Annotated in this window: 22 protein-coding genes; 9 read left to right on the plus strand and 13 right to left on the minus strand. The window is 37.9% G+C overall.

The annotated features are described in order from the left end of the window. Nucleotides 1-66: 66 nt before the first annotated feature. Nucleotides 67-795, plus strand: coding sequence for a DUF3667 domain-containing protein (locus BUC06_RS08660; RefSeq protein ID WP_073332551.1), 729 nt, complete (start codon nt 67-69; stop codon nt 793-795). A gap of 62 nt (nt 796-857) precedes the next feature. Here the strand turns inward: BUC06_RS08660 and BUC06_RS08665 are convergent, their stop codons facing one another. The 7 genes from BUC06_RS08665 to BUC06_RS08695 form a co-directional block, all read right to left on the minus strand. Then, the gene (locus BUC06_RS08665; protein ID WP_073332553.1) at nt 858-1,553 is read right to left on the minus strand and encodes a VIT1/CCC1 transporter family protein; all 696 of its coding nucleotides are present in this window, start codon (nt 1,551-1,553) and stop codon (nt 858-860) included. A gap of 1 nt (nt 1,554) precedes the next feature. Further along, nucleotides 1,555-2,325 (minus strand): phosphatase PAP2 family protein, encoded by a 771-nt coding sequence (locus tag BUC06_RS08670; protein WP_073332555.1) that lies wholly within the window; start codon nt 2,323-2,325, stop codon nt 1,555-1,557. Between the two features lie 5 nt (nt 2,326-2,330). Next, nucleotides 2,331-3,521: a DUF3570 domain-containing protein gene (locus BUC06_RS08675; RefSeq protein ID WP_073332557.1), complete on the minus strand. Its 1,191-nt coding sequence runs from the start codon at nt 3,519-3,521 to the stop codon at nt 2,331-2,333. Nucleotides 3,522-3,555: 34 nt separating this feature from the next. Continuing rightward, nucleotides 3,556-3,786, minus strand: coding sequence for a DUF4266 domain-containing protein (locus BUC06_RS08680; RefSeq protein WP_073332559.1), 231 nt, complete (start codon nt 3,784-3,786; stop codon nt 3,556-3,558). Beyond that, a complete protein-coding gene (locus tag BUC06_RS08685; RefSeq protein WP_073332562.1) occupies nt 3,783-4,709 on the minus strand; it encodes an FAD:protein FMN transferase in 927 nt (308 codons plus the stop codon). The genes BUC06_RS08680 and BUC06_RS08685 overlap by 4 nt, the downstream gene beginning before the upstream one ends. Before the next feature lies 1 nt (nt 4,710). Then, nucleotides 4,711-5,157 (minus strand): thioredoxin family protein, encoded by a 447-nt coding sequence (locus tag BUC06_RS08690; RefSeq protein WP_073332564.1) that lies wholly within the window; start codon nt 5,155-5,157, stop codon nt 4,711-4,713. Nucleotides 5,158-5,251: 94 nt separating this feature from the next. Then, nucleotides 5,252-5,641, minus strand: a complete 390-nt coding sequence (locus BUC06_RS08695; protein WP_073332567.1) for a hypothetical protein — start codon at nt 5,639-5,641, stop codon at nt 5,252-5,254. Nucleotides 5,642-6,078: 437 nt separating this feature from the next. Here BUC06_RS08695 and BUC06_RS08700 point away from each other — a divergent pair, with 437 nt between their 5' ends. From BUC06_RS08700 to BUC06_RS08715, 4 genes are read left to right on the plus strand one after another with little or no spacing between them, the layout of a single operon-like run. Beyond that, nucleotides 6,079-6,525: a sugar dehydrogenase complex small subunit gene (locus BUC06_RS08700; protein ID WP_073332570.1), complete on the plus strand. Its 447-nt coding sequence runs from the start codon at nt 6,079-6,081 to the stop codon at nt 6,523-6,525. Beyond that, nucleotides 6,522-8,609, plus strand: coding sequence for a GMC oxidoreductase (locus tag BUC06_RS08705; protein ID WP_073332573.1), 2,088 nt, complete (start codon nt 6,522-6,524; stop codon nt 8,607-8,609). The genes BUC06_RS08700 and BUC06_RS08705 overlap by 4 nt, the downstream gene beginning before the upstream one ends. 4 nt (nt 8,610-8,613) lie before the next feature. Further along, the gene (locus tag BUC06_RS08710) at nt 8,614-10,077 is read left to right on the plus strand and encodes a ferritin-like domain-containing protein (protein WP_073332575.1); all 1,464 of its coding nucleotides are present in this window, start codon (nt 8,614-8,616) and stop codon (nt 10,075-10,077) included. An 18-nt stretch (nt 10,078-10,095) separates the two neighbouring features. Beyond that, nucleotides 10,096-11,619, plus strand: a complete 1,524-nt coding sequence (locus BUC06_RS08715; RefSeq protein WP_073332578.1) for a peroxidase, FMP-type — start codon at nt 10,096-10,098, stop codon at nt 11,617-11,619. Between the two features lie 119 nt (nt 11,620-11,738). On the opposite strand, the gene BUC06_RS08720 is transcribed toward BUC06_RS08715, so the two are convergent. Next, nucleotides 11,739-12,368, minus strand: coding sequence for a TetR/AcrR family transcriptional regulator (locus BUC06_RS08720; RefSeq protein ID WP_073332581.1), 630 nt, complete (start codon nt 12,366-12,368; stop codon nt 11,739-11,741). A 765-nt stretch (nt 12,369-13,133) separates the two neighbouring features. Between BUC06_RS08720 and BUC06_RS24285 the strand changes: the two genes are divergently transcribed. Both BUC06_RS24285 and BUC06_RS08725 read left to right on the plus strand, forming a co-directional pair. Next, nucleotides 13,134-13,259, plus strand: coding sequence for a hypothetical protein (locus BUC06_RS24285; protein ID WP_262487915.1), 126 nt, complete (start codon nt 13,134-13,136; stop codon nt 13,257-13,259). 223 nt (nt 13,260-13,482) lie between these two features. Next, nucleotides 13,483-15,969 carry a DUF748 domain-containing protein gene (locus tag BUC06_RS08725; RefSeq protein ID WP_073332583.1) on the plus strand — a complete coding sequence of 829 codons (2,487 nt, stop codon included), beginning with the start codon at nt 13,483-13,485 and terminating at the stop codon, nt 15,967-15,969. Nucleotides 15,970-16,100: 131 nt separating this feature from the next. Here the strand turns inward: BUC06_RS08725 and BUC06_RS08730 are convergent, their stop codons facing one another. Continuing rightward, complete coding sequence (locus BUC06_RS08730; RefSeq protein WP_073332586.1) at nt 16,101-17,129, minus strand: S41 family peptidase; 1,029 nt, start codon at nt 17,127-17,129, stop codon at nt 16,101-16,103. A gap of 357 nt (nt 17,130-17,486) precedes the next feature. Between BUC06_RS08730 and BUC06_RS08735 the strand changes: the two genes are divergently transcribed. Then, nucleotides 17,487-17,846: a prevent-host-death protein gene (locus tag BUC06_RS08735; RefSeq protein ID WP_073332589.1), complete on the plus strand. Its 360-nt coding sequence runs from the start codon at nt 17,487-17,489 to the stop codon at nt 17,844-17,846. 121 nt (nt 17,847-17,967) lie between these two features. Then, nucleotides 17,968-18,213: a nuclear transport factor 2 family protein gene (locus BUC06_RS08740; RefSeq protein ID WP_228423666.1), complete on the plus strand. Its 246-nt coding sequence runs from the start codon at nt 17,968-17,970 to the stop codon at nt 18,211-18,213. Between the two features lie 164 nt (nt 18,214-18,377). Here the strand turns inward: BUC06_RS08740 and BUC06_RS08745 are convergent, their stop codons facing one another. The 4 genes from BUC06_RS08745 to gndA form a co-directional block, all read right to left on the minus strand. Further along, entirely contained in the window at nt 18,378-18,884 is a 507-nt protein-coding gene (locus tag BUC06_RS08745; protein WP_228423668.1) for a RidA family protein, read from the minus strand. Nucleotides 18,885-19,114: 230 nt separating this feature from the next. After that, a complete protein-coding gene (pgl, locus tag BUC06_RS08750) occupies nt 19,115-19,825 on the minus strand; it encodes a 6-phosphogluconolactonase (protein ID WP_073332593.1) in 711 nt (236 codons plus the stop codon). A gap of 28 nt (nt 19,826-19,853) precedes the next feature. After that, nucleotides 19,854-21,335: a glucose-6-phosphate dehydrogenase gene (zwf, locus tag BUC06_RS08755; RefSeq protein ID WP_073332748.1), complete on the minus strand. Its 1,482-nt coding sequence runs from the start codon at nt 21,333-21,335 to the stop codon at nt 19,854-19,856. An 11-nt stretch (nt 21,336-21,346) separates the two neighbouring features. After that, a complete protein-coding gene (gene gndA / locus BUC06_RS08760; RefSeq protein ID WP_073332595.1) occupies nt 21,347-22,765 on the minus strand; it encodes an NADP-dependent phosphogluconate dehydrogenase in 1,419 nt (472 codons plus the stop codon). Nucleotides 22,766-23,081 lie beyond the last annotated feature (316 nt).

Below are 23,081 nucleotides of genomic sequence, written 5' to 3' on the forward strand. Positions count from 1 at the left end.
TCATTGGAAATTAATCAATAAAATAGTAAGTTTACTATATACAACTAACGAAATACGATTAACCTCATGATTACATGTAAAAATTGCGGAAATAATTTCGAAGGAAATTTTTGCAATCATTGCGGACAGTCTTCTAAAACATCAAGAATCAACCTGGATTTTCTATGGGAGGACATTCAGCATGGAATCTTTCACTATGACAAAGGAATTGTATTTTCCGGAAAGAGCATGTTTCTTAAACCCGGCTCTATCATCAAAGAATATATCGATGGCAAGCGCGTGGGCCATTTCAGGCCAATCAGTCTTTCTCTTGTACTGGCGGGTATTTACGCATTAATTTATCATCTTCTTACTATCAATTTATTAACTTCAGATGATAAAGCCTCAATCGAATTATATAACAAGGTTTTTGAACATTACTATTGGTTTGTTTTCATCACTATCCCACTTATCTCTTTAGCAACGGCGCTGGCGTTTAGAAAAAAAAGTGAGTACAATTTTTATGAAATCTTCATTCTGGAATCATTTAAAGCTTCACAGAGATTGATCGTCCATATCTTGTTTTTGCCTGTACTCTATTTTTTCAATTCCACTAAATCTGTACAAAATATCACGAGCTTACTGATGATCATTGATTTTGGCTTAATTTTATGGACAAACTTACAGTTTTTCAATAAACTTTCATGGACTAATGTGTTGATTCGGTCATTGATAGGCTATGTCGTTTATTTCTTAATGGTTCTGCTTTTGGCTGTAGTTTTACTTTTATTGCTCGGATTTGATATGGATGCATAAATTCCTATAAAATATAAGAAAACCACCAGAACAGAAGTCATGGTGGTTTTTCATTTTTGTAATCAAGACACGGTAACTCCAAAAAAATGGCCTATCAAAGCAGTAATTCCCATGGCAACTGTTCCCCAGAAACAGATTCTCAGGACTGCAATTCCTATTTTAGAGCCTCCTGTTTTAGCAGAAATTGCGCCCAGAATCATCAGGAAAACAATTGAAAATCCATATTGAAAGTATACCATCTGACCAATTGGCGCGGCTAATGAAACAAGAAAAGGCAATAATGCACCCAAGGCAAAGGATCCAAACGAAGCCACCGCTGCCTGTAAGGGTTTTGCCTGAGTAATTTCATTAATTCCCAACTCATCATGAGCATGGGCTGCCAGAGCATCGTGGTCTGTAAGATCCTGAGCAACCTGCAAAGCCGTTTCTTTACTTACGCCTCTTCTTTCATAGATTTTGGCGAGTTCTTTTAATTCTATTTCGGGCATCTCTTCCAGTTCTCTTTTCTCTCGCAGGAGATCAGCTTTCTCAGTATCTTCCTGTGAACTTACCGAGACATATTCCCCTGCAGCCATGGACATGGCTCCCGCAATCATTCCTGCCAAAGCAGCAAGGATAATGGTATTGCGCTCAGGTGCTGCAGCTGCAACCCCAATCACAATACTCGTCGTTGACAGTAAACCGTCATTGGCCCCTAAAACAGCGGCACGAAGCCATCCTACTCTATTAACGTAATGTTTTTCTAATGGATGATGCATATTAAAAGTTTAAAACCATACCTGCTCCCCAATTTTTGGATTCGAGAACAGGATATATTAATGTTATATTTTTAGATTCCTTGCTGGTAAATAATTTATTTACCGTTGGAAACAACCAGTAAGCCAATTCTGTACTTAAGATTCCAAATCCGGCACCTGCTATCACATCTCCTACCCAATGCTTGTTATTGAGTGTTCTGTATACGCCTGTAAAAACAGCCACAGGATATCCGGCAAGCGAAAGCCAAAAGTTTTCATCCTGATACTCTCTGAAAAGAAAATGGGCTGATGAAAAAGCCGCTGCCGTATGTCCGGACGGAAATGAAAGTGAATTCGAACCATCAGGGCGTTCTTCTTTGACCAGATGTTTTAAAGGCAGTACGAATGCTGCAGAAATTAATTGGGATGTTCCATAAATTATCGTCCTTTCTTTCAACCCGTGCTTACCTTTTATTCCTGCAAGATTAAATCCATAAACCATAACTGCCGGCAGATATTGGGTATAATTATCCAGCTTGATGTGTTTAGGCTGATGTTCTCCAATTTCATATCGGGTAGAATTATTCAGGCTTTTAAGATCATCTGAAAGTAAACTTGCGACACCATATCCGATAAAAACTGCCGGTATGATCAGCTTCTTATAGCTGGGCTTATAGGCTTTGTCATTGTATGATAAAGCATGGACTGAGGATGCAGAAGAATCTGCTTTCATCTGCCCGTTGCAAAAAACGGAGCAGACTAAAGCAGTTAAAATGCTGGTTACTAATTTCATGGTTACTATTTGAACCTTAAATTTAATGAAATAATATCAGATTTCATTCCTACAGATTTTGTATAATGCCCATACCGGATTTCCAGCATCGTAAGACGCTCAACACCAAACAACCCGTTCTTCGGACTAAAGCGAATTCCTGCCCCGTAAAAATGACTGTCAAACTTCGACAGATCATAATTACTTGTATAATAGTCATCGAAAGCGGTATGTTCCTGATAAGGAGCGAAATATTTGGTCCCTGTTTGGGTATAGTATCTGTAAAAAGGACTTACTGAAACGAAAGGTGATATTTTCACAGGAGTTTCCAAACTGAATGTATTTGATTTTAATCCCCAGTCATCAGTATAATAGCGGTAGTAGGCTCTCAGAATCACTTTATCTCCCAGAAAATAATTAGCTCTTATTCCTAGTGGAAGTTTAAATCTCTTATCCGGTAATGCTTCCTGATGCACCGAATTGTCTGTAAAATAAACCCTGTGGAAAGGTAAGCTTAAAAAACCGGTCTGCTGAACTCCATCTGCCAGCAACTCGATCTGAAAATTATGATTAATAATCTGGGAATAAGATAAGGAAAGAGCAAAGGTATTTCTGCCACTTGTTCCGTAATTGTCATGTTCACCTCCCGTATTTCCCCCGGTTCTTAATTCTATGGGAGTCACCAGTTTTACTTGATCCAGATAGGCCTGAAACTTCGCTGTAAATTCACCCATTTTATTGGGTGTTTTCTGTGAAAAACCAATATTGGCACCATAAGACTGGTAGTCAAATTCTGTTGAAAATGAAGCTCCGGCCATCAGTGTAGTTCCCTTGCTTTCGTTCTCCCGACTCCAGGTCAGTGCAGGATAAATCCTATTGTCTGAGTGAGATGCTGAAGAATTGGCTTTAAGATCAATCATATCTGAGGATGCTGAAGTATAATGATCTATTCCGACACTGAAATTAAATTTATTTTTCCTGTCCTTTTTGTCATACTTCACCATGGTGACATCGATGGTATTGGAGATATCAGTAAGTTTTTCGGAACCTACTCCTCCCGTTACGGCTGAATTATTTCCATCCTGATGATAATAGCTTGAAACTAAGTTAGCTTCATCAAACGTAAGCTTCTTAGGCTGTTCGCTGTTGGTATTCTGCTGTGCTTTTGCATTGAAAAATCCAAAAAGAGCAACAATACTTATTATAATTTTTTTCATTTTAAATCACAATTAAATTGTATAATCCCTTTTTTTAGTTACAACCGCATCCTCCACCTACTTTTCCGGAATTCGCTCCGGAAGATCCTTCTCTGTAGGATTGAAAGCTCAGCTCTGTTTTTTCAATGGTTCTGTTTCCCAGGGCCATTTCGGCATCATTCAGTTTATTTTTTTCGTATTCTTTTACAATGGTACAGGAATGCATTGACTCCATTGCCGTCATCATACCTATTCCTATGATTATTTTTATAAGAAACTTTTTCATTTGAAATTAATGTTTTGAGATGAATAAATCTGGTTTTGTTCATCAATGATGATACATTCCAGGTGATTGATCTGATTGACCAGATGTAATGCCGCTTCAATCCCCATAATACTTACAGGAGTGGCCATTGCATCGGCAATTTCAGCATTTGGACAAAAGATGGTTACACTTTTAACTCCAGAAACCGGCATTCCCGATTTCGGATTGATGGTATGGGAATATTTTTTACCATTGATTACAGCAAATTTTTCATAATTCCCCGAGGTTGCCACTGCCCTGTCTGTGATCGTCATATAAGAAAATGGCTGTTTTGCATTGTCAGGATCAGCAATTCCAATGGTCCACGGCTTTCCATTCGCCTGGTGTCCCCAGGCTGTCAGATCGCCGGAAGCATTAACAATTCCGGACCTTACCCCGCCTTTCTGAAGCAGCCTTTTAGCCATTTCGGCAGCATATCCTTTTCCGATGCCACCGAACCCGATACGCATTCCTTTTTCCTTAAGAAATACGGTCTGATTTTCCCGATCGAGGTGAATATTTTTGTAGTTGACCAGTTTTAAATGCTCCAAGATCAGTTCAGGATTAGGAAGCTGCTGCATTTCGCGGTCGAAATTCCAGAAACTTTTATCAATACCTCCGTAAGAAATATCAAAATATCCGTCTGTAATATTACTGATCTTCAAACTTCTTTCAATGAGCTCAAACACTTCCAAATCTACTTTTACCGGCTGTATTCCAGCATTTTGATTGATAAGATGAGTGTGGCTTTCCTCACTGAAAGTTGTGAGCAATTGCTCAATTCTCTGAATCTCCCTGATTGCCACATCAATATGCTGATGAGCTTTTTTTTCATCATCACCTACAACGGTAATTTCAAAGGCATTGCCCATTAGCCTTTGAGCCCTTTTGAATTCTTTTAACATTTTATCGAGTTTGCTGTTGCTGCAGATCCCTGATTTCTTTACTGAAAGCCAAAGCATTTTCAGACGGAAGACCTTCCCATTTTTTTACTACTTTTCCATCACTGTTCAATAGAAGCGTATAGGGAAATAATCCCTTTGGATTGTATTGGTCGGCCAGTGAAGCATTTTCTTTTTTTATGTCAGATGAAAGCTGATTTTTTTTATTTCTCGGAAAATCTGCATTGATATACACTATGATTTTATCTGATTGGAGCTTGCTGAAATCTTCTGTTTCAATGATGTTCTTATGAAGTTTAATGCATGGAATACACCAGTCTGAACCTGAAAAACTGAGCAATATAAGTTCTTTGTTTTCCATTGCTTCTTTCTTTGCGTTTTCGAGACGGTTTTGAGCATTCATACCCATAGAAAACATAACCATCATAATGGCTGATATGATTGTTTTCATTATTTTAAATTTTATACGGATTGATAATGACTGAGGCAAAATTTCCCCAGAAAAGATGATTTGACCGCATGACAGCCAAATAAATTGATGCTATTTATGAGAATAAATACCTTGGAGGCTCCCAAACAGAACTGAGAAAGCCTTTATAGCAAAAGTCTTCATCTTTTGATGGAATTTTATGGGATTTCATTTGTTTAAAACCAACATTTTTTAAATCAAAAATAAATCTTTGACCGATAGTAAAAACCAATGAAAGTGGGTTACTGTGAATAACGAACGGTAATTTCTGATCTTTACTATAATCGCCATCTTTAACAGGATGATCATAGTGGGTTTTCAAAAATGCAGTAAGAGACATTTCAGGATTTAATGTCTTATGTTCCCAATAATGCTCTATAAGGGCCGGAATTTTCAAAAGCTGATATACTTCGGTCGTAGAGACCAAATACAAAGATAATAACAATATGGAAATCAACTTTTTCACTCAATCAAAATTATGAAATGTTTTCTTAAGAATGATTTTAAATAAACCATAGTAGAGAAAAAAAATATTTTTTTTTCAGACGCAATTCATAGGAAAAATAGCACTTTAAAATCTATTTTATTTATTTAAAATAATTCTAAATTAGGTGAAAATAAAATTCTCTAGAACCTTCTTCGATAAAGACTTTCCGTGACATCGTTCAAAATAATCAGATACAAATTAGGTAGAAATACTGAATGAAAGGTACCACATTCTGATTAATTTTGAGTCAACAAAAACTGATAACTATGGACCGCTTAAAAAAAAACCAGCCATTTCCGAAAAAGGAAAAAGGTTCTGCAAAGGTATCAAAAATGACCTGACCGCTACGATTTCATCACTGATGTCTTCCCTATACCGGAAGATTAACGATACTTTAACCATCAAATTTTAACGAAATGATTATTATTAACAAAATCCTCAACGTCGACGATTATTATTTCGACGTGTTTATGTCTGTCTCGGAAGCACTGACCGGATTTCCTGTCAATGAATTACAGTCAACAGGTCTGGCAGAAACCTATTACACTCACATTTTAAAAAAACTGGAAGCTGCCACTTTCGAAGAATTCCTTACGGTTTCGATGAATATATTTGAAAAATCATCGAGCCCGGAGCAGCTAAAAGCAGCAATCGCCTCAGAAATCATGGACAATCCCGGAATGAACGAGATGGCAGTCCAGGTGATCACCCTTTGGTATCTTGGAACATGGGAAGGTGCTTATATCAATGACCTTTCTTATCAGGAAGGATTGGTTTGGAACGTCATGCACGCCCATCCACCGGGAGCCAAACAACCCGGCTTTAAATCATGGGCTATTCAACCAGTAAACAGCAACCTATGAACCAGACAGACAAGAAAAAAGATGTGATCATCGTAGGAACGGGAATCGCAGGATCACTGATCGCCAAACTTCTGACCGATCATGTATTTGATACGGAAAAGGGTAAAATGATTCACCGTTTGGATGCCAAAAAACCAGAGAATATCCGTGAATTATCTGTATTAATGTTTGAAGCCGGGTTACAAGCCGGTATTGAACTGGACTCGGTATCGTCAATGACGAATTATACAGAATATATCCGTACTTTTTATACAGAGGCCGCGAAAGTTCCGAATTCACCGTATCCTAAACTGAAACCGGCACCTTCGCCCAATATTCTGGATATGGAAAAAATTGCACCTCCGTTTCCGGATAAAAAAGGATATCTGGTTCAGTTCGGACCGATGCCATTTGCCAGTGACGCCATCAGAGTGGGAGGCGGAACAACCCTTCACTGGCTGGGAACAACACCAAGAATGCTTCCCAATGATTTCAGGCTCACCAAAAAGTACGGAATTGAAATCAACAAACCTGATTCTACTGAAAAAGCGCCTATCGACTGGCCCATAGATTACGAAACATTAAAACCTTATTATGAAATGGCTGAATTTGAGATCGGTGTTTCAGGTGATGTTTCTAAACAGGAATACCCCATTTCTGAAAGTAGAGAACAGTATTATGGGGATTATGTTTTTCCGATGGAAGAAATTCCACAGAGTTATATGGATCATAAGATCATGAATGGTCTTGTGGGAACCAGTGTAACATTAAATTCTGAAGAGATTCCATTGTTGATGGTTCCTTCTCCGCAGGGAAGAAATTCTATCCCAAATCCAAAATACGGAAAAACAAAAATAATTAAAGCTGAAACCCAGTCCTCCGGATACAAGCTGGTTTTAGACCGCTCGGAAAAAGTTGAATACAAAGCGCTTGGCTCAGTATGGAATCCTTATATGGGCGAGCGTTGCGAAGGAAATGCCTCATGTGTTCCGATCTGTCCGGTTCAGGCCAAGTATAATGCGTTAAAAACATTGAAAAAAGCATTATACAAGATGAATGAAAAAGAAAATCTTAAACGTCACCCGTATCTTGAGATCAAAGCTCAGAGTGTTGCCTACAGGTTAAGTGTGGATCCCGCGGATCAGGATAAGATTTCAAAAGTTCATGTAAGAAGATATGTCTCAAAAGATAAGACAGATTTCGTTGAAGAGGTTATTAATACTTCAGATTCCATCGTCATCCTTGCAGCGAATGCTTTTGAAAATCCAAAAATTTTACTGAATTCAAAATATACGGTGATCGAAAAGGGACAAAAAGTTGAAAAAACGGCAGCCAACCGCAGTGATCAGGTGGGAAGAAATCTCATGGACCATATGGTCATGCTGACCTGGGGACTTTTCCCCGAGCCTGTCTACCCCTACAGAGGTCCCGGTTCCACCACCAACATCTCATCTTTCCGTGATGGAAATTTCAGAAGTGATTTTTCAGCGTGGATTTCGCCGCTTGACAACTGGGGATGGAGCTGGCCTGCATTCTCTCCGGGATCCGATCTTTCAGCATTTCTAAAGGATGGTCTTTTCGGAGCAGAATTGAAAGAGGCTTTGGCGACCAGACTTTCAAGACAGGTATTATTTCATTTTGAGATTGAACAGCTTCCAAATCCCAACAACAGAGTAACGATCAACGATCAGTATATGGATCCTTTGGGAATTCCCCGTCCGGTCATCCATTATGAACTCACAGAATACGAAAAAAAAGCCATGCAACAGGCAAAACTGGCTTCCGACCAGATGTTTAAAAAATTAGGGATCGAAGATTGTACCAAGTATACTGAAAAAGATAAAAACACCTTCCTATATGATAAGGTGAGGTATTCCTACAACGGAGCAGGACATATTGTTGGGACGCACAGAATGGGTTCCAATCCGGATGATTCGGTCACGAACAGCTATTGTAAAGCCTGGGACCACCCGAATTTATACGTCGTCGGAGCCGGAAATATGACTACGCTGGGAACATCCAATCCTACTTTAACTCTATCCGCATTCACGATCCGTTCGGTAGAATCTATTCTGGCTGATCTGGAAACCCAATTAAAAAAATAAAACTATGAGACAAAGACTTATCAATAAAACAGAACCTCAGGAAACTTTATTGCAGGAAACTTTATTACAGGGAGATTCCATTTCAGGCAGAACTGCGGTCGTTGCGCAACCTATTTCATTACAATCATTATTACTGGATTCAACGATCACTAAAGAGGATTGGATTGCGGGCGTAAAACACCACAGCAAAAGGGTAACAAATCTTTTGCTTAATGATCAAATCGAAGAATTTAATCAATATTTAAGTTCACAGTGGGGATCAGAAACCGGAGAGTCACAAGCGTTGAAAGCTATTGATTACCGACCTGTTTTACAAGATCTTTTACAGACCGCTATTCTGATTGAGCATTCTACGATTCCTCCTTATCTTACTGCTTTGTATTCCATTAAGGATGGAAAAAATACTTTGGCTTCTCAAATCATCAGAAGTGTCGCGGTAGAAGAAATGCTTCATATGATCATGGTTTGTAATGTGATGAATGCTGTGAGTATTCAGCCGCATGTGAACCAAGAGCAGAACTACCCTGTTTACCCGATGAAATTACCTATGAATGTTGATTTCTATGTAGGTTTGGAAAAATTCTCAACCAATAGCATCGCCACATTTATTGCCATCGAAAGCCCAAGCAATCCTTTGGTAAAAGCTCCAACGTACGATGAGCCGGTTGAAGTGAATACATTTTCCGCTAAAAGTTTTTCATTAGAAGAAAATAACTTCTGGACGCTTGAAAACATGAAAGGTTTCATCATGGAAAATGTACATACCATTGGTGAATATTATGATGTTTTATTCTTTTATATCACCTTTTTCCAGATCATGGCGTACTACAACGAGCATGGAAAGCTTCCCCAGAGTTTTGAGGAATTAAATACAGGGGGAATCTTCAAAGGTGATCCGGCTAAACAGATCCGCCCCGAGCAATATTACGGAAGTGGTGGAAAACTCCATGCTGTGGAAGCGTTAGCAGGAGTTATCGCTGTTTTCCAGGAAATCAAAGGACAGGGTGAAGGTGCGGATGATTCTATTTTTGATGTGGATCCTTCCCAGTTTGAAGAAGGAGCAGAACTTGCACATTATTTCAGGTTCAAGGAAGTATTCCATGAACATTTCTATCTGGGAGGGAAATATGAACCTTTTATGGATGAGAACGGAATGATGCCTGTAACGACTCCCCCTACAGGAAAACCTCTACCGGTAGACTGGAACGAAGCTTATCCTATGAAGGAAAATCCCAAACTGAGCGACTATGCTCACAACAAAGAATTGTATGCGCAGGGGCTTGAATTTAATAAAACTTACAGACGCCTTTTAGACGCCATTCAAAGTGCGGTGGAAGGAAATCAGAAAGATCTGGAAAAATCAATTATGTATATGTATGCGCTTAAAGAGCAGGCTGTGGGGCTTATGAACCAACCATTGGATGAACAGTCTAATGCAGGTCCCACGTTCGAATACACCAATTTATAACCAAAAAAACTATATATCATGCTTACACGTAAAAAAGAAAGTCTTGAAACAGGGGATCAGTTATTCCGTAAAAGTTCAGGCGAAAATCAAGGTACTCTGGCACAAATCATGTCAGGATATTCAAAGCTTCTCATCGATGATCCTGTTATGCCTTTTAGGGAGGAAAATCTTCAGGAAATAGCAGGTAATGTGGACTATGGAGTGCTTGAAGCACTTGATGGCACCTGGGTAAGTTATAATGCCAATTACAATAAAAACGTAGGTGAAGCTTCACTGGCAGGCGGAATACATACGACGATCATGCCTTCACCCGGTACGAATTCAGGAACAATTCCCGGAAAATTCAGTTTTGATTGTGAGGAATATATCGAAAAGCTTACCTTTTCTCTGGTTCCCGGCGGTGTCCGTAACCGTGGCGGTGCCAGTGAGTTATTTTGTGGTGCTGTGAAATATGAGCAGACGATCAAAAGTGTCAATAAAGAAGCAGGACAGCAAAATTTACAATATGAATCAATCCATGAGGAAAACGGCATGTATTTGTGGCTGAGTAATGTATACAACCATGCTGCGACCAAAGAATCAATAGAAAAAGACCGGGGTATTCACGCTTTTTCTGACGAGGATTTTGAAAAATACGGCTACAAGGGAGAATACAGAGACGAACCGCTGGTTCAGGTAAAAGATGAAAATGGTACGCCTTCCTATATCCTTTTAAGCGACTTAAAGGAAGGACAGGAATACTTTGAAATCATCCCTGCTCAGGAGCTAAAACCAGGTGATGGTATCAAAGGGCCTTATTTTATTCCTGACTACTCTATTTCAAGAAGTGGTGTTATTCCTCATGGGAGTACGATTACTTTACTGGGAGATATTGCTCCAAACGGTAACCATTACTTAATCAATGGGGCCCCCCAATTCCCTTATGGGCTTCCTGCCTGGCAGACTGACCATCTTTCGATTTCAAAAACCATGGGAGGAGCCGGGCATGAGCCTATCAATCTTGATCTGCCTGCACCGGAATGGGTTCATGAAACACTGACCGATAAAAATGATGAGGGTTCAAATAAAATTTATACGCAGCGAATACTTGCCGATCATTTATATCCTTATTCTGTACGACCGGATTTACGATTAAGAGATACGTTAAGCGGCCAGAATGTAAGCAACTATGTCTTTGTGCAAATGTCATCAAAAATGAAGACGGGAGCACAGGGAGGAATTTTAAATGTTCCTTTTGTGAATCGCTTTGTGCCCACGGTTGAAGTAGACTTCCGTCTGTGGATTGAAACAGTGATTGAAAATGGAAAAGAAATCATTCAGCTGCAATATGAGCAGATTGTATTTTTTGAATTTGATTTCGGAAATGACGGAGGTACGACGAGCTGGCCTCATATCCAAGTGAATACCCTTCGTAGATTAGAGGATATTCCTGAAGATCAGCGAAAGGTCATTGAAGAACAGTTCTTTGATAAAAAACCAGATACGATCGCTACAGGTGATACGGCTAACCCGGCTGCCGGATGTCCTTACCATAAGGAATAAATACAATTCAAATATAAAAAAAAGAGGCACTAATTTGCCTCTTTTTTATTTTCTTTACAGTGGGTTTTGAAATCAAAAGCTCACCTACGATATATCTTACTTACTCATTTTACAGTATCCTACAGATTTTCATAGGTCTGATCTATTAAAAAAGACACTGCTTTTTTGATTTTCTCACGGCCGTCCTCCGTACTAAGGTCTATCCCGCAAAAAATGCTCCCGTTCACAGACGAATACATGTTCAGATAATAAAGTCCGGAAATGATAATAGCCGTTATGGCCCGAAAATCCTGCGTCCGTTCTCCGAAATGCGGCTCTATGATGAATTTAAAAAGGCTTTCTCCGTTTTCCTCCTGCATGTTGGTCATTTTGGTTAATGACTTTCTGGATTCAGATAAACGCCACAGCAATAATTTCTGCACTTCCCTGTTCTTAAATATATAATCAAATTGCTCCAGTAACATGGCTTCGGTAAATAATCTTCCGCCGGTTTCCAAATCCGGTGCCATTTTTTCGGTCGTTACGTTACTCCAATAGTCCTTAGACCGGATGTATTCGTCCATAAGACCGTTTATTCCTCCAAAATAGGTATAGATCATTTTTTTATCTACCCCTGCGGTGGTGGCAATATCATTTACCTTTAATCCTGCATATCCCTTCGTTTTCAGAATTTTTCCAACCGCGTCCAAAAATTTCTTTTTACTGCGTTCCTTGTTTCGGATACTGCCTGCTGCTGATTTTCTTTCCATGATTAAACATTCAATGATACAAGTTTATGAAATTTTTTATTATTGTAAACACTTTGTAGTGTCTTATTTTGTATATTTGCAGAAACTAAGCCATTCAATATATATTTAAACACTCATTAAGTTGAAAAAACTAAGAACAATTCCGGTCGCATTATTGCGTATGTAAGGGCAAAAAAGCCTTCAGACACAGGGAAAATAAGATTTTTATGACATCCTTTTATCCTCGGATAAAATGTTAATGAAAAGTAAAACGATTTCTTTTAAAGAATTCATTTTTTTTCCGGTTCCGAAGATTGTATAAATGATGGATGGATGGAATAATCGATCTGAACTCCAAATTTCGGAAAGGATCAGTGAAGACAACTTTACAGCATTAATCTCTAAAGCTGCAGAAGTTGATCCATGAAAACTGAATGATCCTGTCGTTAATGGTTCCCTCAGTTTATTCTCTCAGTTTAAGAATGCTTCTGAAATAACCATCCGAAGCAGTTGAGAAATGATGGTTTGAACACACTTATGATGAAGTTTTGAAAAAGCGAAAATGTGGTTGTACCCGTAACATAAAGACAATTTCGAGCTCACTAAGGTAAAAACACTTAATGCAGACAGCAACGCTAGATTTCTAATGTTGCTGTTTTTTTGTTTTCTCAAAAAAATTCTGCTCGTAAATCAGACGATTAAAAAACATTTTCCTTTATTTTCTGCTGACAACCACCGTCACACCTCTGCCCTACTTTTGTGATATAATTGAAAAGCTTCAAAAAAATGAATTTAGTATCAATGCGAATGATCACCGCCAATATCGAAAGTTTAGTGGATTTTTATCAACAGGTAACCGGGATTCAAGCCATGCGGTACACTCCCGATTTTGCTGAACTGAAAGCAGCATAACGATCAACAGCTTTCGCATCATTCACCACAAATGAAGCCTTTTATAAGGTTATTTTCTGAGCAAAAACACCCGTCTGTCTTTTCATATACAATTTAAAAGATCAAAATTGCAAAATAATTTCAATTAAAATGTAAATTGGAACAAGATTGGAAAGCAATTTGAAATATTCATATACAAATTTCAAAGATTGGCTTTGTATTTTAACACCAATAACAATATAAGATGAAAAAAAAACTACCGAACAAAGGAACCGGAAAAAGAAAGAAGGTCGTACTGATCATCATTGGGACATTGATTTTTTTAGGCCTTATTTTCCCATTTGTGCTGAATATTTATCTTAAAAATAAATTGCCGCAACTGGTCAATGAAAAAACGCCCTACCAAATCAGTCTTAAAGATTTTAGTCTTAATCTTTTTAAGGGCCATATTTCCGCTCACTCAATCACTATTAAAACCAAACAGACTACCGATCCTTCGGTGACTCAAATTAACGGAGACATTAAAAGTCTGCGTATTGAAAATTTTGGGATCTGGAATGCCATTTTCAACAAGTCTTATCACATCAGAGAGGTCCAACTCATTGATCCCAATGTGAAAATGATACTGGGCCAATCCAAAAAGAAAAAAGATCCGTCGCAAAAGAAGATAAATTTTGGTGTTGAAAATATTCTGGTGACCAATGGAAATATCTCTGTTAAAGGCAAAGACAAAAAAGATCTCATGACCGGAAAAAATGTAAACATCCATCTTTCGGAAATTAAGCTGAGCCAAAATGCAGCAAAATTACCTGTTGAGTTTAAAGATTTTAAAATTGATGCCCACGATGTACTGATTACCGTCAACGATTTCTATCAGATTTACGCCACTACCATTGATGCCAAAAATAAACAGCTGAATATTTCTGAGTTTCACCTGAAACCTATTGAAAGTCCTGCATTGTACAATGCTAAAAATGTGTTTGACCTGAAAATCAATCAGCTTGCTGCAGACAATTTCAGCATCAATCAGGATTCTCTGATCATCGAGAATGCAAAATTCGTAAAACCTCAATTGATTGTTACCTCAACGAACAAAAAGGAAGTAAAAGAAAATCCGAAAGAAGTTAACCTCAAAATTGGGATTAAAAATCTTGATTTTGGACAGGGTTCAGTTCTTGTTCAGCACAGGGATAAAACGAAAGTAGCTTCTATAGATAACTTTCATCTGAATTTAAAGGATATTGTTTTCGATAAAAAAACGGTCAAAGAAAAAATCCCTTTTGCCTTTTCTACCCACAATATTGAATTTGAAAACATCTATTTCAAATCTGATCCTTTGCAGGCGGTGAATATCAAAAAAATCACCTCGAACGACTCAAATATTTTAATTGACAATGTAGCGTTTAAAGCCATAGGAAAAAGTGCCACAAAAGATCTGTTCAACATCAAAACGGAGAAAGTTGAGATCCTGAATAATACCTCAAAATTTGCAGGACAGCAGTTGCAATTGCAGCTCGGCAAAATCAATGTGTATCACCCGAGTGTAGAAATTATTGCAGCAACCCGTAAAGTGAAGGCTCCTAAAAAAACAAATACGGCAACACCGGATCTGCTGGCTAACCTTGGTTCGCTTCATATTATCGACGGGACTTTTATTCAGAAAAAGCAAGGTCAGGAAAAAGTAAAGGTCGGGAATTTTAATGTAGAACTCAATTCAGTGACCACCAATAAAGACATTCTTAAAGAATCGATTCCTTTTCATGTTAAAAATCAATTAATTACTGCTAAAAAAATAGATGTAGACGCCGGAAAATATTACCGCCTGAAAGTGGATCATATAAAAAATACAGGAAAACTGACGGCTGCGACCAACTTTGCCTTTCTTCCTAAATATTCAAGGGCTCAGTTTAACCGTTTAATTGCAGTTGAGGAGGATCTTTACACCATAAAGGCTAAATCGATCATGATTACGGATAAAAACTCAGCATTGGGAGGAAAAACAAGTATCGATCTGGATCATATTGTTTTTGACGGTATCGACTGTAATATTTATCATGACCTTGCTCCACCGGATGATATTGGTGTACGGTATATGTTCAGTAAAAAGCTTCGTGATGTAAAATTTCCATTATACATCAAACAGATCGACATCAAAAATTCAAAGCTTTCGTATGAGGAAGTGGCTGAAAAAGCCAATATTCCGGGTAAGATCACTTTTGGGGATTTCAATGCGAAAATCAGAGATGTCAACAGTGCGAAGATGAAAGGCAAACCAACATTGGTAAAAGTGGATTCAAACTTCAATTTTTTTGGAGATGCTCCTACAGATGTACACTGGCAGTTTGATGTCGCTAATAAAAATGATGACTATGCCATCAATGGTACGATAAAAAATCTTTCTGTAGATAACGCCAACCTGTTTGTAAGGCCATATCTTAATGTGAGTCTCGACGGCCAGATTCAGTATCTGAAATTTGATTATAAGGGTAACAGTAGTAAAATCGGGGGTAACTTTTACTTTAAATATACCGATATGCATGTCAACTTTTTAAATAAGAACACAGGAAAAGAGAAAAAAGTACTGAGTGCGATTGCTAATATTTTCGTTAAAAATGATTCGAAAGGTGAACCTGATCATGTAGAAGTTGATGTAAAGCGTGATCCCAATAAAAGTTTCTTCAATACTTTGTGGCAGGGAATTATGGAGGGATTGAAAAAATATCTGATTTAATATGAATATAAATTAAAAAAGTACAAAACCGGAAGGGGAAACTTTGAGAGCATCAATAAAACATGGTGAAATGATGTATTTTTTAAACTTGCAGCTTTCCTTTTCCGGTCTGGGGCTTCGTTATCGTATGATTATTTTTTTGAGATGAAACTGATGGCTTCCTGAACATTTTTGTCTGCCAGCAGATCATTAAAATTATCCTGTTTTGAAACCGCGATATCAGGAATGATAGGGTCATAGTAAATACCGTTTCTGTCCGTATCCAGGGCAACGCTTAGAATCAGCACGGTACTGAAAGGCAATTCTACATTTACATTGGCGGTGGTCATTCCGAATGTTTTTTCTCCTATAAAGATGGTATTAGGCCTTCCTTTAAAAGCCAATGCTGTTACTTCTCCGGAACTGGCCGTTAACTGCCCTGTAATGACTGCTACTTTTGCCTGGTCAAGTAACTCTCCACTCGGGTTGATATGCGATGTTTTTTTAGAGTTGTCCAGGTACTTTCCTTTTTCCATTCTGACCTTACTTTTTTGTTTTTTATTGACATCAACAGTCCCCCAAATATCGTTATCTCCAAGGAAATCGTACAAAGCAAGTAACATAGGTGCAGAATTTCCGCCCGTATTCAAGCGCAGATCGATAATCCAGCCTTGCAGTTTATTTTTGGCTTTAATCTCAGCAATCTGATCATACATAGGCTGAGCTGTTTTATGGGTGTTTTCCTGACTAAAATCTAAAGATTTGATTCCCGGCATCATAATATATCCTACTTTCCCGTCCAGAACTTTTACTTCAAAGCCCGGTTTTGTAGCATATTTGTCTTTCCATTGCTGACTTAAATTCTCTGTTGAGGCTTTCAAAGTTACTCCATAGACTTTATCTTTATAAATCACTTTACAATGTGTCGCCTTAATTTTCCCAAACAGGACCTCAGTCTCTTTTAATGAGCTTTTAAAATCATTGTATTTTTTTAAATTCTGGTTGGTTTCACTGCTGACCGTCTTCCAGTCTACTTCTTTTTTATAGACATAGTCAGATTTGAGCAAGGGCAGTAATTTATCATAGAATACTTTGATACTATCCTGTGAGGTCATTGCTTTTTGTGCATTTAACTGAAGTGATAAACTGCAAATACCAAGCAGTAGCCATAATTTTCTCATGTTATCTATTAATGGTTATCAATGATGTTGTATACCGAATATAATTAAAAAATATATCCTGTTATGTATTTCTGTGTTTTTATTTCAGGATTTTACGCTGTTTTGTTCACTTTATAATTCATCAGAAAAAATTTAAATAGAAAATTATCAAAGATTTATAAAATCTATTATTTCTCCCGAAGCACCGATAGAAAACCGTCACTAACTGATCATCAGAACATTCCACGAAGAAAAGATGAATAATATTTAGCAAACATATCTTATAAAACGTAGCGAAATTGTTTCTTTTGCAGTTTAATTTTTATTTTACTTTGATTTATTTTAGCTTATGGGTAAATTTGTATAAAATTTAAATTAATGAACTTTACACTTGAGCTCAATACACAGAAACCAGGTTCTAATATTGTATTCAACACTATCGTATTTGATTCGTTCAAGGTTAATATAGTTGAAAGGTATTTGGGAAGGATGAATTTTCATCCGAAATTATCCTATGTCTTATTTAAAATAAGGACTCTGGATAATGAAATCATTAAAACAAGAGAAGGAAATTCAAGGGTAAAAATCAAAGGAGATCATTTTGAAACCTATCAAAAACTCGTGCAAGTTTTAAATTCATATGATTATAAAAACAGGCTGATGAACAGGCAGGAAGCAGACCAGGATTATGTACATTTCCTTTTAAGTCTTGTTCTGGCAAATTATCAGCTAGCTTAATTAAGCTTTTTAATTAATGATTCATATAGATCATAAAACAGTTTTAGAAAAAGCAAATAAAGCGATCCCGGACCGTGATCATGAAACCTTCCTTGGCTGGCTATTGCACCGATGATGTGCAATGGACCTTCGCAGGAGACAGAGTGCTTTCGGGAAAAATGACATACGCGGATATATGGCGGATACGTATAAAAAGCCACCAAAATTTGATGTAGAATACCTGATTGAGAAAGGTGATTATATGACCGCTGTTGGCACCATAAGCCTGTTGGAGGAGAATGGATGGGTAGCATATGATTACTGTGATGTCTGGAGATTTGAAAATGGACTCATGGCTGAACTGAAAGCCTTTGTCATTAGAAAATAATCCCCCTGAATCTGGAGTAAGAATGATTGAAATCCTTTACGACAAGGGCTGGAGACTGAACATCAGACGGTTATCGGGAATTCATTTTTTCGCAAAAATAAGCAAAGGCTTTCGGGTTATTCCGGAAGCCTTTTTATAACACCTAAAATTCATTAGACCTGTTTTTATTTTTTAATGAAAGCAACGGCATCCACTTCAATGAGCATATGATCCAATGCTAATTTAGGGACAGGAATCAGTGTACTTGCCGGAAATGTATTCTTTTTCCATGTGTTATGCATTTCCTCTGTCCATATTTTAAGCTTCTCCTGATCGTGATCAACGATGAGGATGGTGATTTTAAGCACCTCTGCAACGCCTGCTCCATATTCGGCAAGCACTGTCTCCAAATTCTTCAGCGAATACTTCACCTGGGTTCTAAAATCCTCGGAAAGGCTATGCTTCAGATCTTCTCCGCCACTTTGCCCGGATATGAATACATATTGGCCTTTCCCTTCAGCACTGGTCGCATGAGAAAAAGCAAACGGAGTAGGATCAAAAAGAGTTTTTGGATTTTTATTGGTGACGGAGGTTTTGTTGGTCTGGTCCATGATTTTATTTTGATTGTTATTTTGTGAAAAGATAAGACATCCTAAACAGAGCGCAGACAGACTGAATAATATACGTTTCATGATATTTTTTGTATTGAATTAGTAGAGCAAATGTAAATTTCAAAGTTTTCAAAACCCTCAACATATGTTGACATTTTTACTTTTTATTCGCAGTACTTTCGTTCCAATTTTACATTCTGAATACCAGGAAGAAACCGGAAATACAAGTCAACTGTACAGAATCTGTACAAAAATGGACGAATCATTTTAGTGATTCGTCCATCTATTGTCAAAGTTTACAGAGCGATTAACTAGCCTTTCGCTTTCTCATCTGTAAAAAACTGAAAACCTTCTTTTTTCTCAATAAGCTGCATTGGATAAAGCACAGGATTGTATTCTCCGTTGAGAACTTCATTCAATGCATGTTTTTTTGACGTTCCGAATGCAACAACCAGTATATTTTCTGCTTTATTGATCAATGGTGCAGTCAAAGTAATTCTGAACATATCCTGAGACTTCAGATAATAAGCGGAAACCCACTTTTCTTTTTCCTCTAAAACGCTTTCGCCCGGAAATAAAGAAGCGGTATGACCATCATCTCCCATTCCTAACAGGATGAAATCAAAAACACCTTCATTCCCAAGGATATTTTTAATCTTCTGTTCATATTCCTTAGCATATTCTTCCGGAGCTATTCCGTCCTTATACATAGGGAAAATTTGCTCTTTATTAACGGGAACCTTATCGAAAAGTGCTTCAAATGTCATTTTCGCATTGCTTTTGTCATCATCTAAAGAAACCCATCTTTCATCCACCCAAAAAAAGTAAATCTTATTCCACTCAATTTTTCCGGCATATTCTTCAGTGGCCAGCAAATTAAAAATAGCCTTAGGAGAAGAACCTCCGCTTAATGCGACCACAAAACGGTTATGTTTCTCAATAGATTTTTGAGAAAGATCCAGAAAGGTATCTGCTGCCTTTCTGTAGAGCTTCTGCAAATCATCAAATACGGTGATATTCATTTTTCGTCTAATTTAAATTGATATTGTTTTATACCCAGTTGTGCCCTTGTCTTTCAACCAGCGCAATGCTTTCTTTCGGTCCCCAGCTTCCGGCTTCATAATTCGGAAAAGAGGAGTCTTTATTGTTTTCCCAGGCTTCCTGTATGGTTTTTACGACATCCCAGGCTTCTTCTACCTGGTCTGAGCGCATAAATAAGGTAAGGTCACCTATCAGTGCATCCAGCAGTAATGTTTCATACGCTTCAGGAGTATCTTCCTGACAGGCAAAATTATCAAAAATCATCTCCACTGGTTTCAGCATCAAGGAAAGCCCCGGTTTTTTGGCCATAAACTGCAGTCTGATATCCATCAATGGCTGAATATTAATAATCAGTCTGTTGGCCGACAAATGTTGTGAACTTTCTGAAAATGTAGCATGAGGAAGCGGTTTAAACTGGATGGTAATATAGGAATGTTTTTCTTTCATTTTTTTTCCGGTACGAACGTAGAATGGAACTTCCTGCCATCTTTCGTTGTCCAGATAGAATTTCACGGCTGCAAAGGTTTCTGTATTAGAGTCCCCGGCAATTCCGTCTTCCTGACGATAGCCTTTAGCATCTACTCCATTGATCATCCCTTTTCCGTATTGACCTCTTACAGCATAATGATCAACCTGGTCCGCTGAAATTCTACGAATGGATTTAAGAACATCTACTTTACGGTCTCGTATCTCACCTGATTCCAGTGAAGCCGGTGGCTCCATAGCAATCATACAAAGAATTTGCAATAAATGATTCTGAATCATATCCTTCAATGCTCCGGTCTGCTCATAGAAAGCGCCTCTGGTCTCAACCCCTACTTCTTCGGCCACCGTGATCTGTACGGACTCTATATGCTGATGGTCCCACAAAGGTTCAAAAATAGCATTCCCAAAGCGGAATGCCAATATATTCTGTACCGTTTCCTTTCCGAGGTAATGGTCAATACGGTAGATCTGCTCTTCTTCAAAAGCCTCTGCCAGTAAACTGTTCAGTTCTATGGCCGACTGTTTGTCATGACCGAAAGGTTTTTCAATGATGATACGGTCTTTTTTAGCATCAGAAGCTAATGACGTATTTTTGATATGGTTGGAAATGGGAGAAACAAAATTAGGTCCGATGGATAAATAAAACAACCTGTTTCCTCTTGTTCCGTAAACCGTATCAAGATCTTCTAATTTCTGATACAGGTTTTTGTAAGAACTCTCTTCATCCAATTGATGTTGAAAGTACGTGATATGGGCCTGAAAACCAGCCCAGTCTTCTGAAGTTATCTTTTTTCTTGAGAAATTTTCAAGATTTTCTTTAATGTAATTTTTAAAATATTCATTGGTATGATCGGCTCTTCCCAGTGCTAAAATAGTAAAACCTTTGGGCATTCTACCGTCGATATATAAATTAAAAAACGCCGGAAAAAGTTTTCTTTTCGCCAAATCTCCTGTCGCACCAAAAATTATAATTGTCGTTGGCTTCAAGACTTTATTGTCATTCATTGTTCCGGATTTTAGTTTTTTGCAGTTTCCCAAGACGTATGAAAAACGCCTTCTCTGTCGATTCTCTGATAGGTATGTGCTCCGAAGTAATCACGCTGAGCCTGAATAAGATTCACCGGCAGGGATTCTGTGGTGTAGGCATCGAAATAGCCCAAAGCCGTCTGAATGCCCAAACTTGAAATCCCGTTTGAAGCAGCAAAGGCAGCTGTTTTTCGTAATGAGTTGATTTTTTCTTTAACGATGACAGCAATATCTTTATTAAGTAAAATATTCGACAGATGAGGATCCTGAGTATAGGCTGAATAAAACTTTTCAAGCAAAACAGAACGGATGATACAGCCTCCTCTCCAAATTTTCACAACATCTTTTAATGGAATCTGGAAATTGTATTCTTCAGAAGCTTTCACCAATAAAGCAAGGCCCTGTGCATAACTGATCAATGTAGCCAGATACAAAGCATCTCCCACTTCCTTAATAAATAATTCTGTGTTTTCCGGCGTTGTCATTTCATTTTTAGCATACAATTGAGACGCCTGAACCCTCTCTTCTTTATATGCTGATAAAATTCTTGAAGTAACGGCAATATCAATGGTTGGGATAGAAACACCGATTTCCATAGCTTGCTCTGAAGTCCATTTTCCGGTTCCTTTTGCGCCTGCTTTGTCTAAAATCTGATCCACAAGATAACCGTCCGTTAATGAATCTTTCTGTTGAAAAATATCTCTGGTAATCTCCATTAAAAATGAGTTCATTTCACCATTATTCCATTCTCTGAAAACTTCGTATAGCTGATCGTTATTCAGATTAGCTCCTTTTTTTAGTAAATCGTAAGCTTCGCTGATAAGCTGCATAATGGCATATTCAATTCCGTTGTGTACCATTTTCACATAGTTTCCTGCGGAATCTTTGCCCATATAAGCGGTACACGCCTCCTGATCTACCTTTGCAGAAATAGCTTCAAGCATTGGTTTAAGAAGTTGAAAAGCTTCCCAATCTCCTCCGGGCATAATGCTGGGTCCTGTTCTGGCTCCTTTTTCTCCTCCGGAGACTCCCATTCCCATAAAGTGGAGATTTTTGGCCGCTAAATCGGCAACGCGCCTGTTGGTATCTTTGAAGTACGAATTACCGGCATCAATAACAATGTCTCCCTTGGTCAAAAGCGGGGTAATGCTTTCCAGAACGGCATCTACAGGTTTTCCTGCAGGAACCATCAGAATGATTTTCCTTGGGGTTTCCAGGACCGATATAAAATCCTCCCAAGTACGAGAGCCTTTTACTTTCATCTCTGAAGTAGCACCCTCCTGTAGTTCTTTTACTTTCTCTTCATCAAGGTCAAATCCAGCAATTGAAAAACCATTATCAGCGATATTATAAAGAAGATTCCTCCCCATCACTCCGAGACCAACCATCCCGTAATTATATTTATCCATTTTTATTGAAATTTATATGAATTCTATTTTACGGAGTATAAAATTACGGAAATGCTAATGAGTAAAAAAATAAAAGACCGGAAAAAATTACGGTCTTTTTTGTATATTATTCATTCATAAGCCAGTAGCATGATATTATATTGATCATCATTCAGCTTATTTTTTTATATCCAATCGTTGACTCTTCAGTTTTCAATAGAGAAGTTCACATTTTTTATCATGATTATTCATTCTTCTTTTTTGCCGAATCAGTATTCACCCTATTTCAGCAATTCTTCCTATGTTTCAAAAGCTTCATATTAGCTTTTTTAAAAAT

This window comes from Chryseobacterium carnipullorum (assembly GCF_900142785.1).
In the GTDB taxonomy this organism is placed as follows: domain Bacteria; phylum Bacteroidota; class Bacteroidia; order Flavobacteriales; family Weeksellaceae; genus Chryseobacterium; species Chryseobacterium carnipullorum.

Coding starts and splice junctions, on each gene's coding strand:
- BUC06_RS24285 (WP_262487915.1), top strand. CDS start 13,134: ATGAATTTAGTATCAATGCGAATGATCACCGCCAATATCGAAAGTTTA.
- BUC06_RS08710 (WP_073332575.1), top strand. CDS start 8,614: ATGAGACAAAGACTTATCAATAAAACAGAACCTCAGGAAACTTTATTG.
- BUC06_RS08700 (WP_073332570.1), top strand. CDS start 6,079: ATGATTATTATTAACAAAATCCTCAACGTCGACGATTATTATTTCGAC.
- zwf (WP_073332748.1), bottom strand. CDS start 21,335: ATGAATGACAATAAAGTCTTGAAGCCAACGACAATTATAATTTTTGGT.
- BUC06_RS08720 (WP_073332581.1), bottom strand. CDS start 12,368: ATGGAAAGAAAATCAGCAGCAGGCAGTATCCGAAACAAGGAACGCAGT.
- BUC06_RS08735 (WP_073332589.1), top strand. CDS start 17,487: ATGAACTTTACACTTGAGCTCAATACACAGAAACCAGGTTCTAATATT.
- BUC06_RS08670 (WP_073332555.1), bottom strand. CDS start 2,325: ATGAAATTAGTAACCAGCATTTTAACTGCTTTAGTCTGCTCCGTTTTT.
- BUC06_RS08680 (WP_073332559.1), bottom strand. CDS start 3,786: ATGAAAAAGTTTCTTATAAAAATAATCATAGGAATAGGTATGATGACG.
- BUC06_RS08675 (WP_073332557.1), bottom strand. CDS start 3,521: ATGAAAAAAATTATAATAAGTATTGTTGCTCTTTTTGGATTTTTCAAT.
- BUC06_RS08685 (WP_073332562.1), bottom strand. CDS start 4,709: ATGTTAAAAGAATTCAAAAGGGCTCAAAGGCTAATGGGCAATGCCTTT.
- BUC06_RS08690 (WP_073332564.1), bottom strand. CDS start 5,157: ATGAAAACAATCATATCAGCCATTATGATGGTTATGTTTTCTATGGGT.
- BUC06_RS08745 (WP_228423668.1), bottom strand. CDS start 18,884: ATGAAACGTATATTATTCAGTCTGTCTGCGCTCTGTTTAGGATGTCTT.
- gndA (WP_073332595.1), bottom strand. CDS start 22,765: ATGGATAAATATAATTACGGGATGGTTGGTCTCGGAGTGATGGGGAGG.
- BUC06_RS08740 (WP_228423666.1), top strand. CDS start 17,968: ATGGACCTTCGCAGGAGACAGAGTGCTTTCGGGAAAAATGACATACGC.
- BUC06_RS08725 (WP_073332583.1), top strand. CDS start 13,483: ATGAAAAAAAAACTACCGAACAAAGGAACCGGAAAAAGAAAGAAGGTC.
- BUC06_RS08730 (WP_073332586.1), bottom strand. CDS start 17,129: ATGAGAAAATTATGGCTACTGCTTGGTATTTGCAGTTTATCACTTCAG.
- BUC06_RS08715 (WP_073332578.1), top strand. CDS start 10,096: ATGCTTACACGTAAAAAAGAAAGTCTTGAAACAGGGGATCAGTTATTC.
- BUC06_RS08660 (WP_073332551.1), top strand. CDS start 67: ATGATTACATGTAAAAATTGCGGAAATAATTTCGAAGGAAATTTTTGC.
- BUC06_RS08705 (WP_073332573.1), top strand. CDS start 6,522: ATGAACCAGACAGACAAGAAAAAAGATGTGATCATCGTAGGAACGGGA.
- pgl (WP_073332593.1), bottom strand. CDS start 19,825: ATGAATATCACCGTATTTGATGATTTGCAGAAGCTCTACAGAAAGGCA.
- BUC06_RS08665 (WP_073332553.1), bottom strand. CDS start 1,553: ATGCATCATCCATTAGAAAAACATTACGTTAATAGAGTAGGATGGCTT.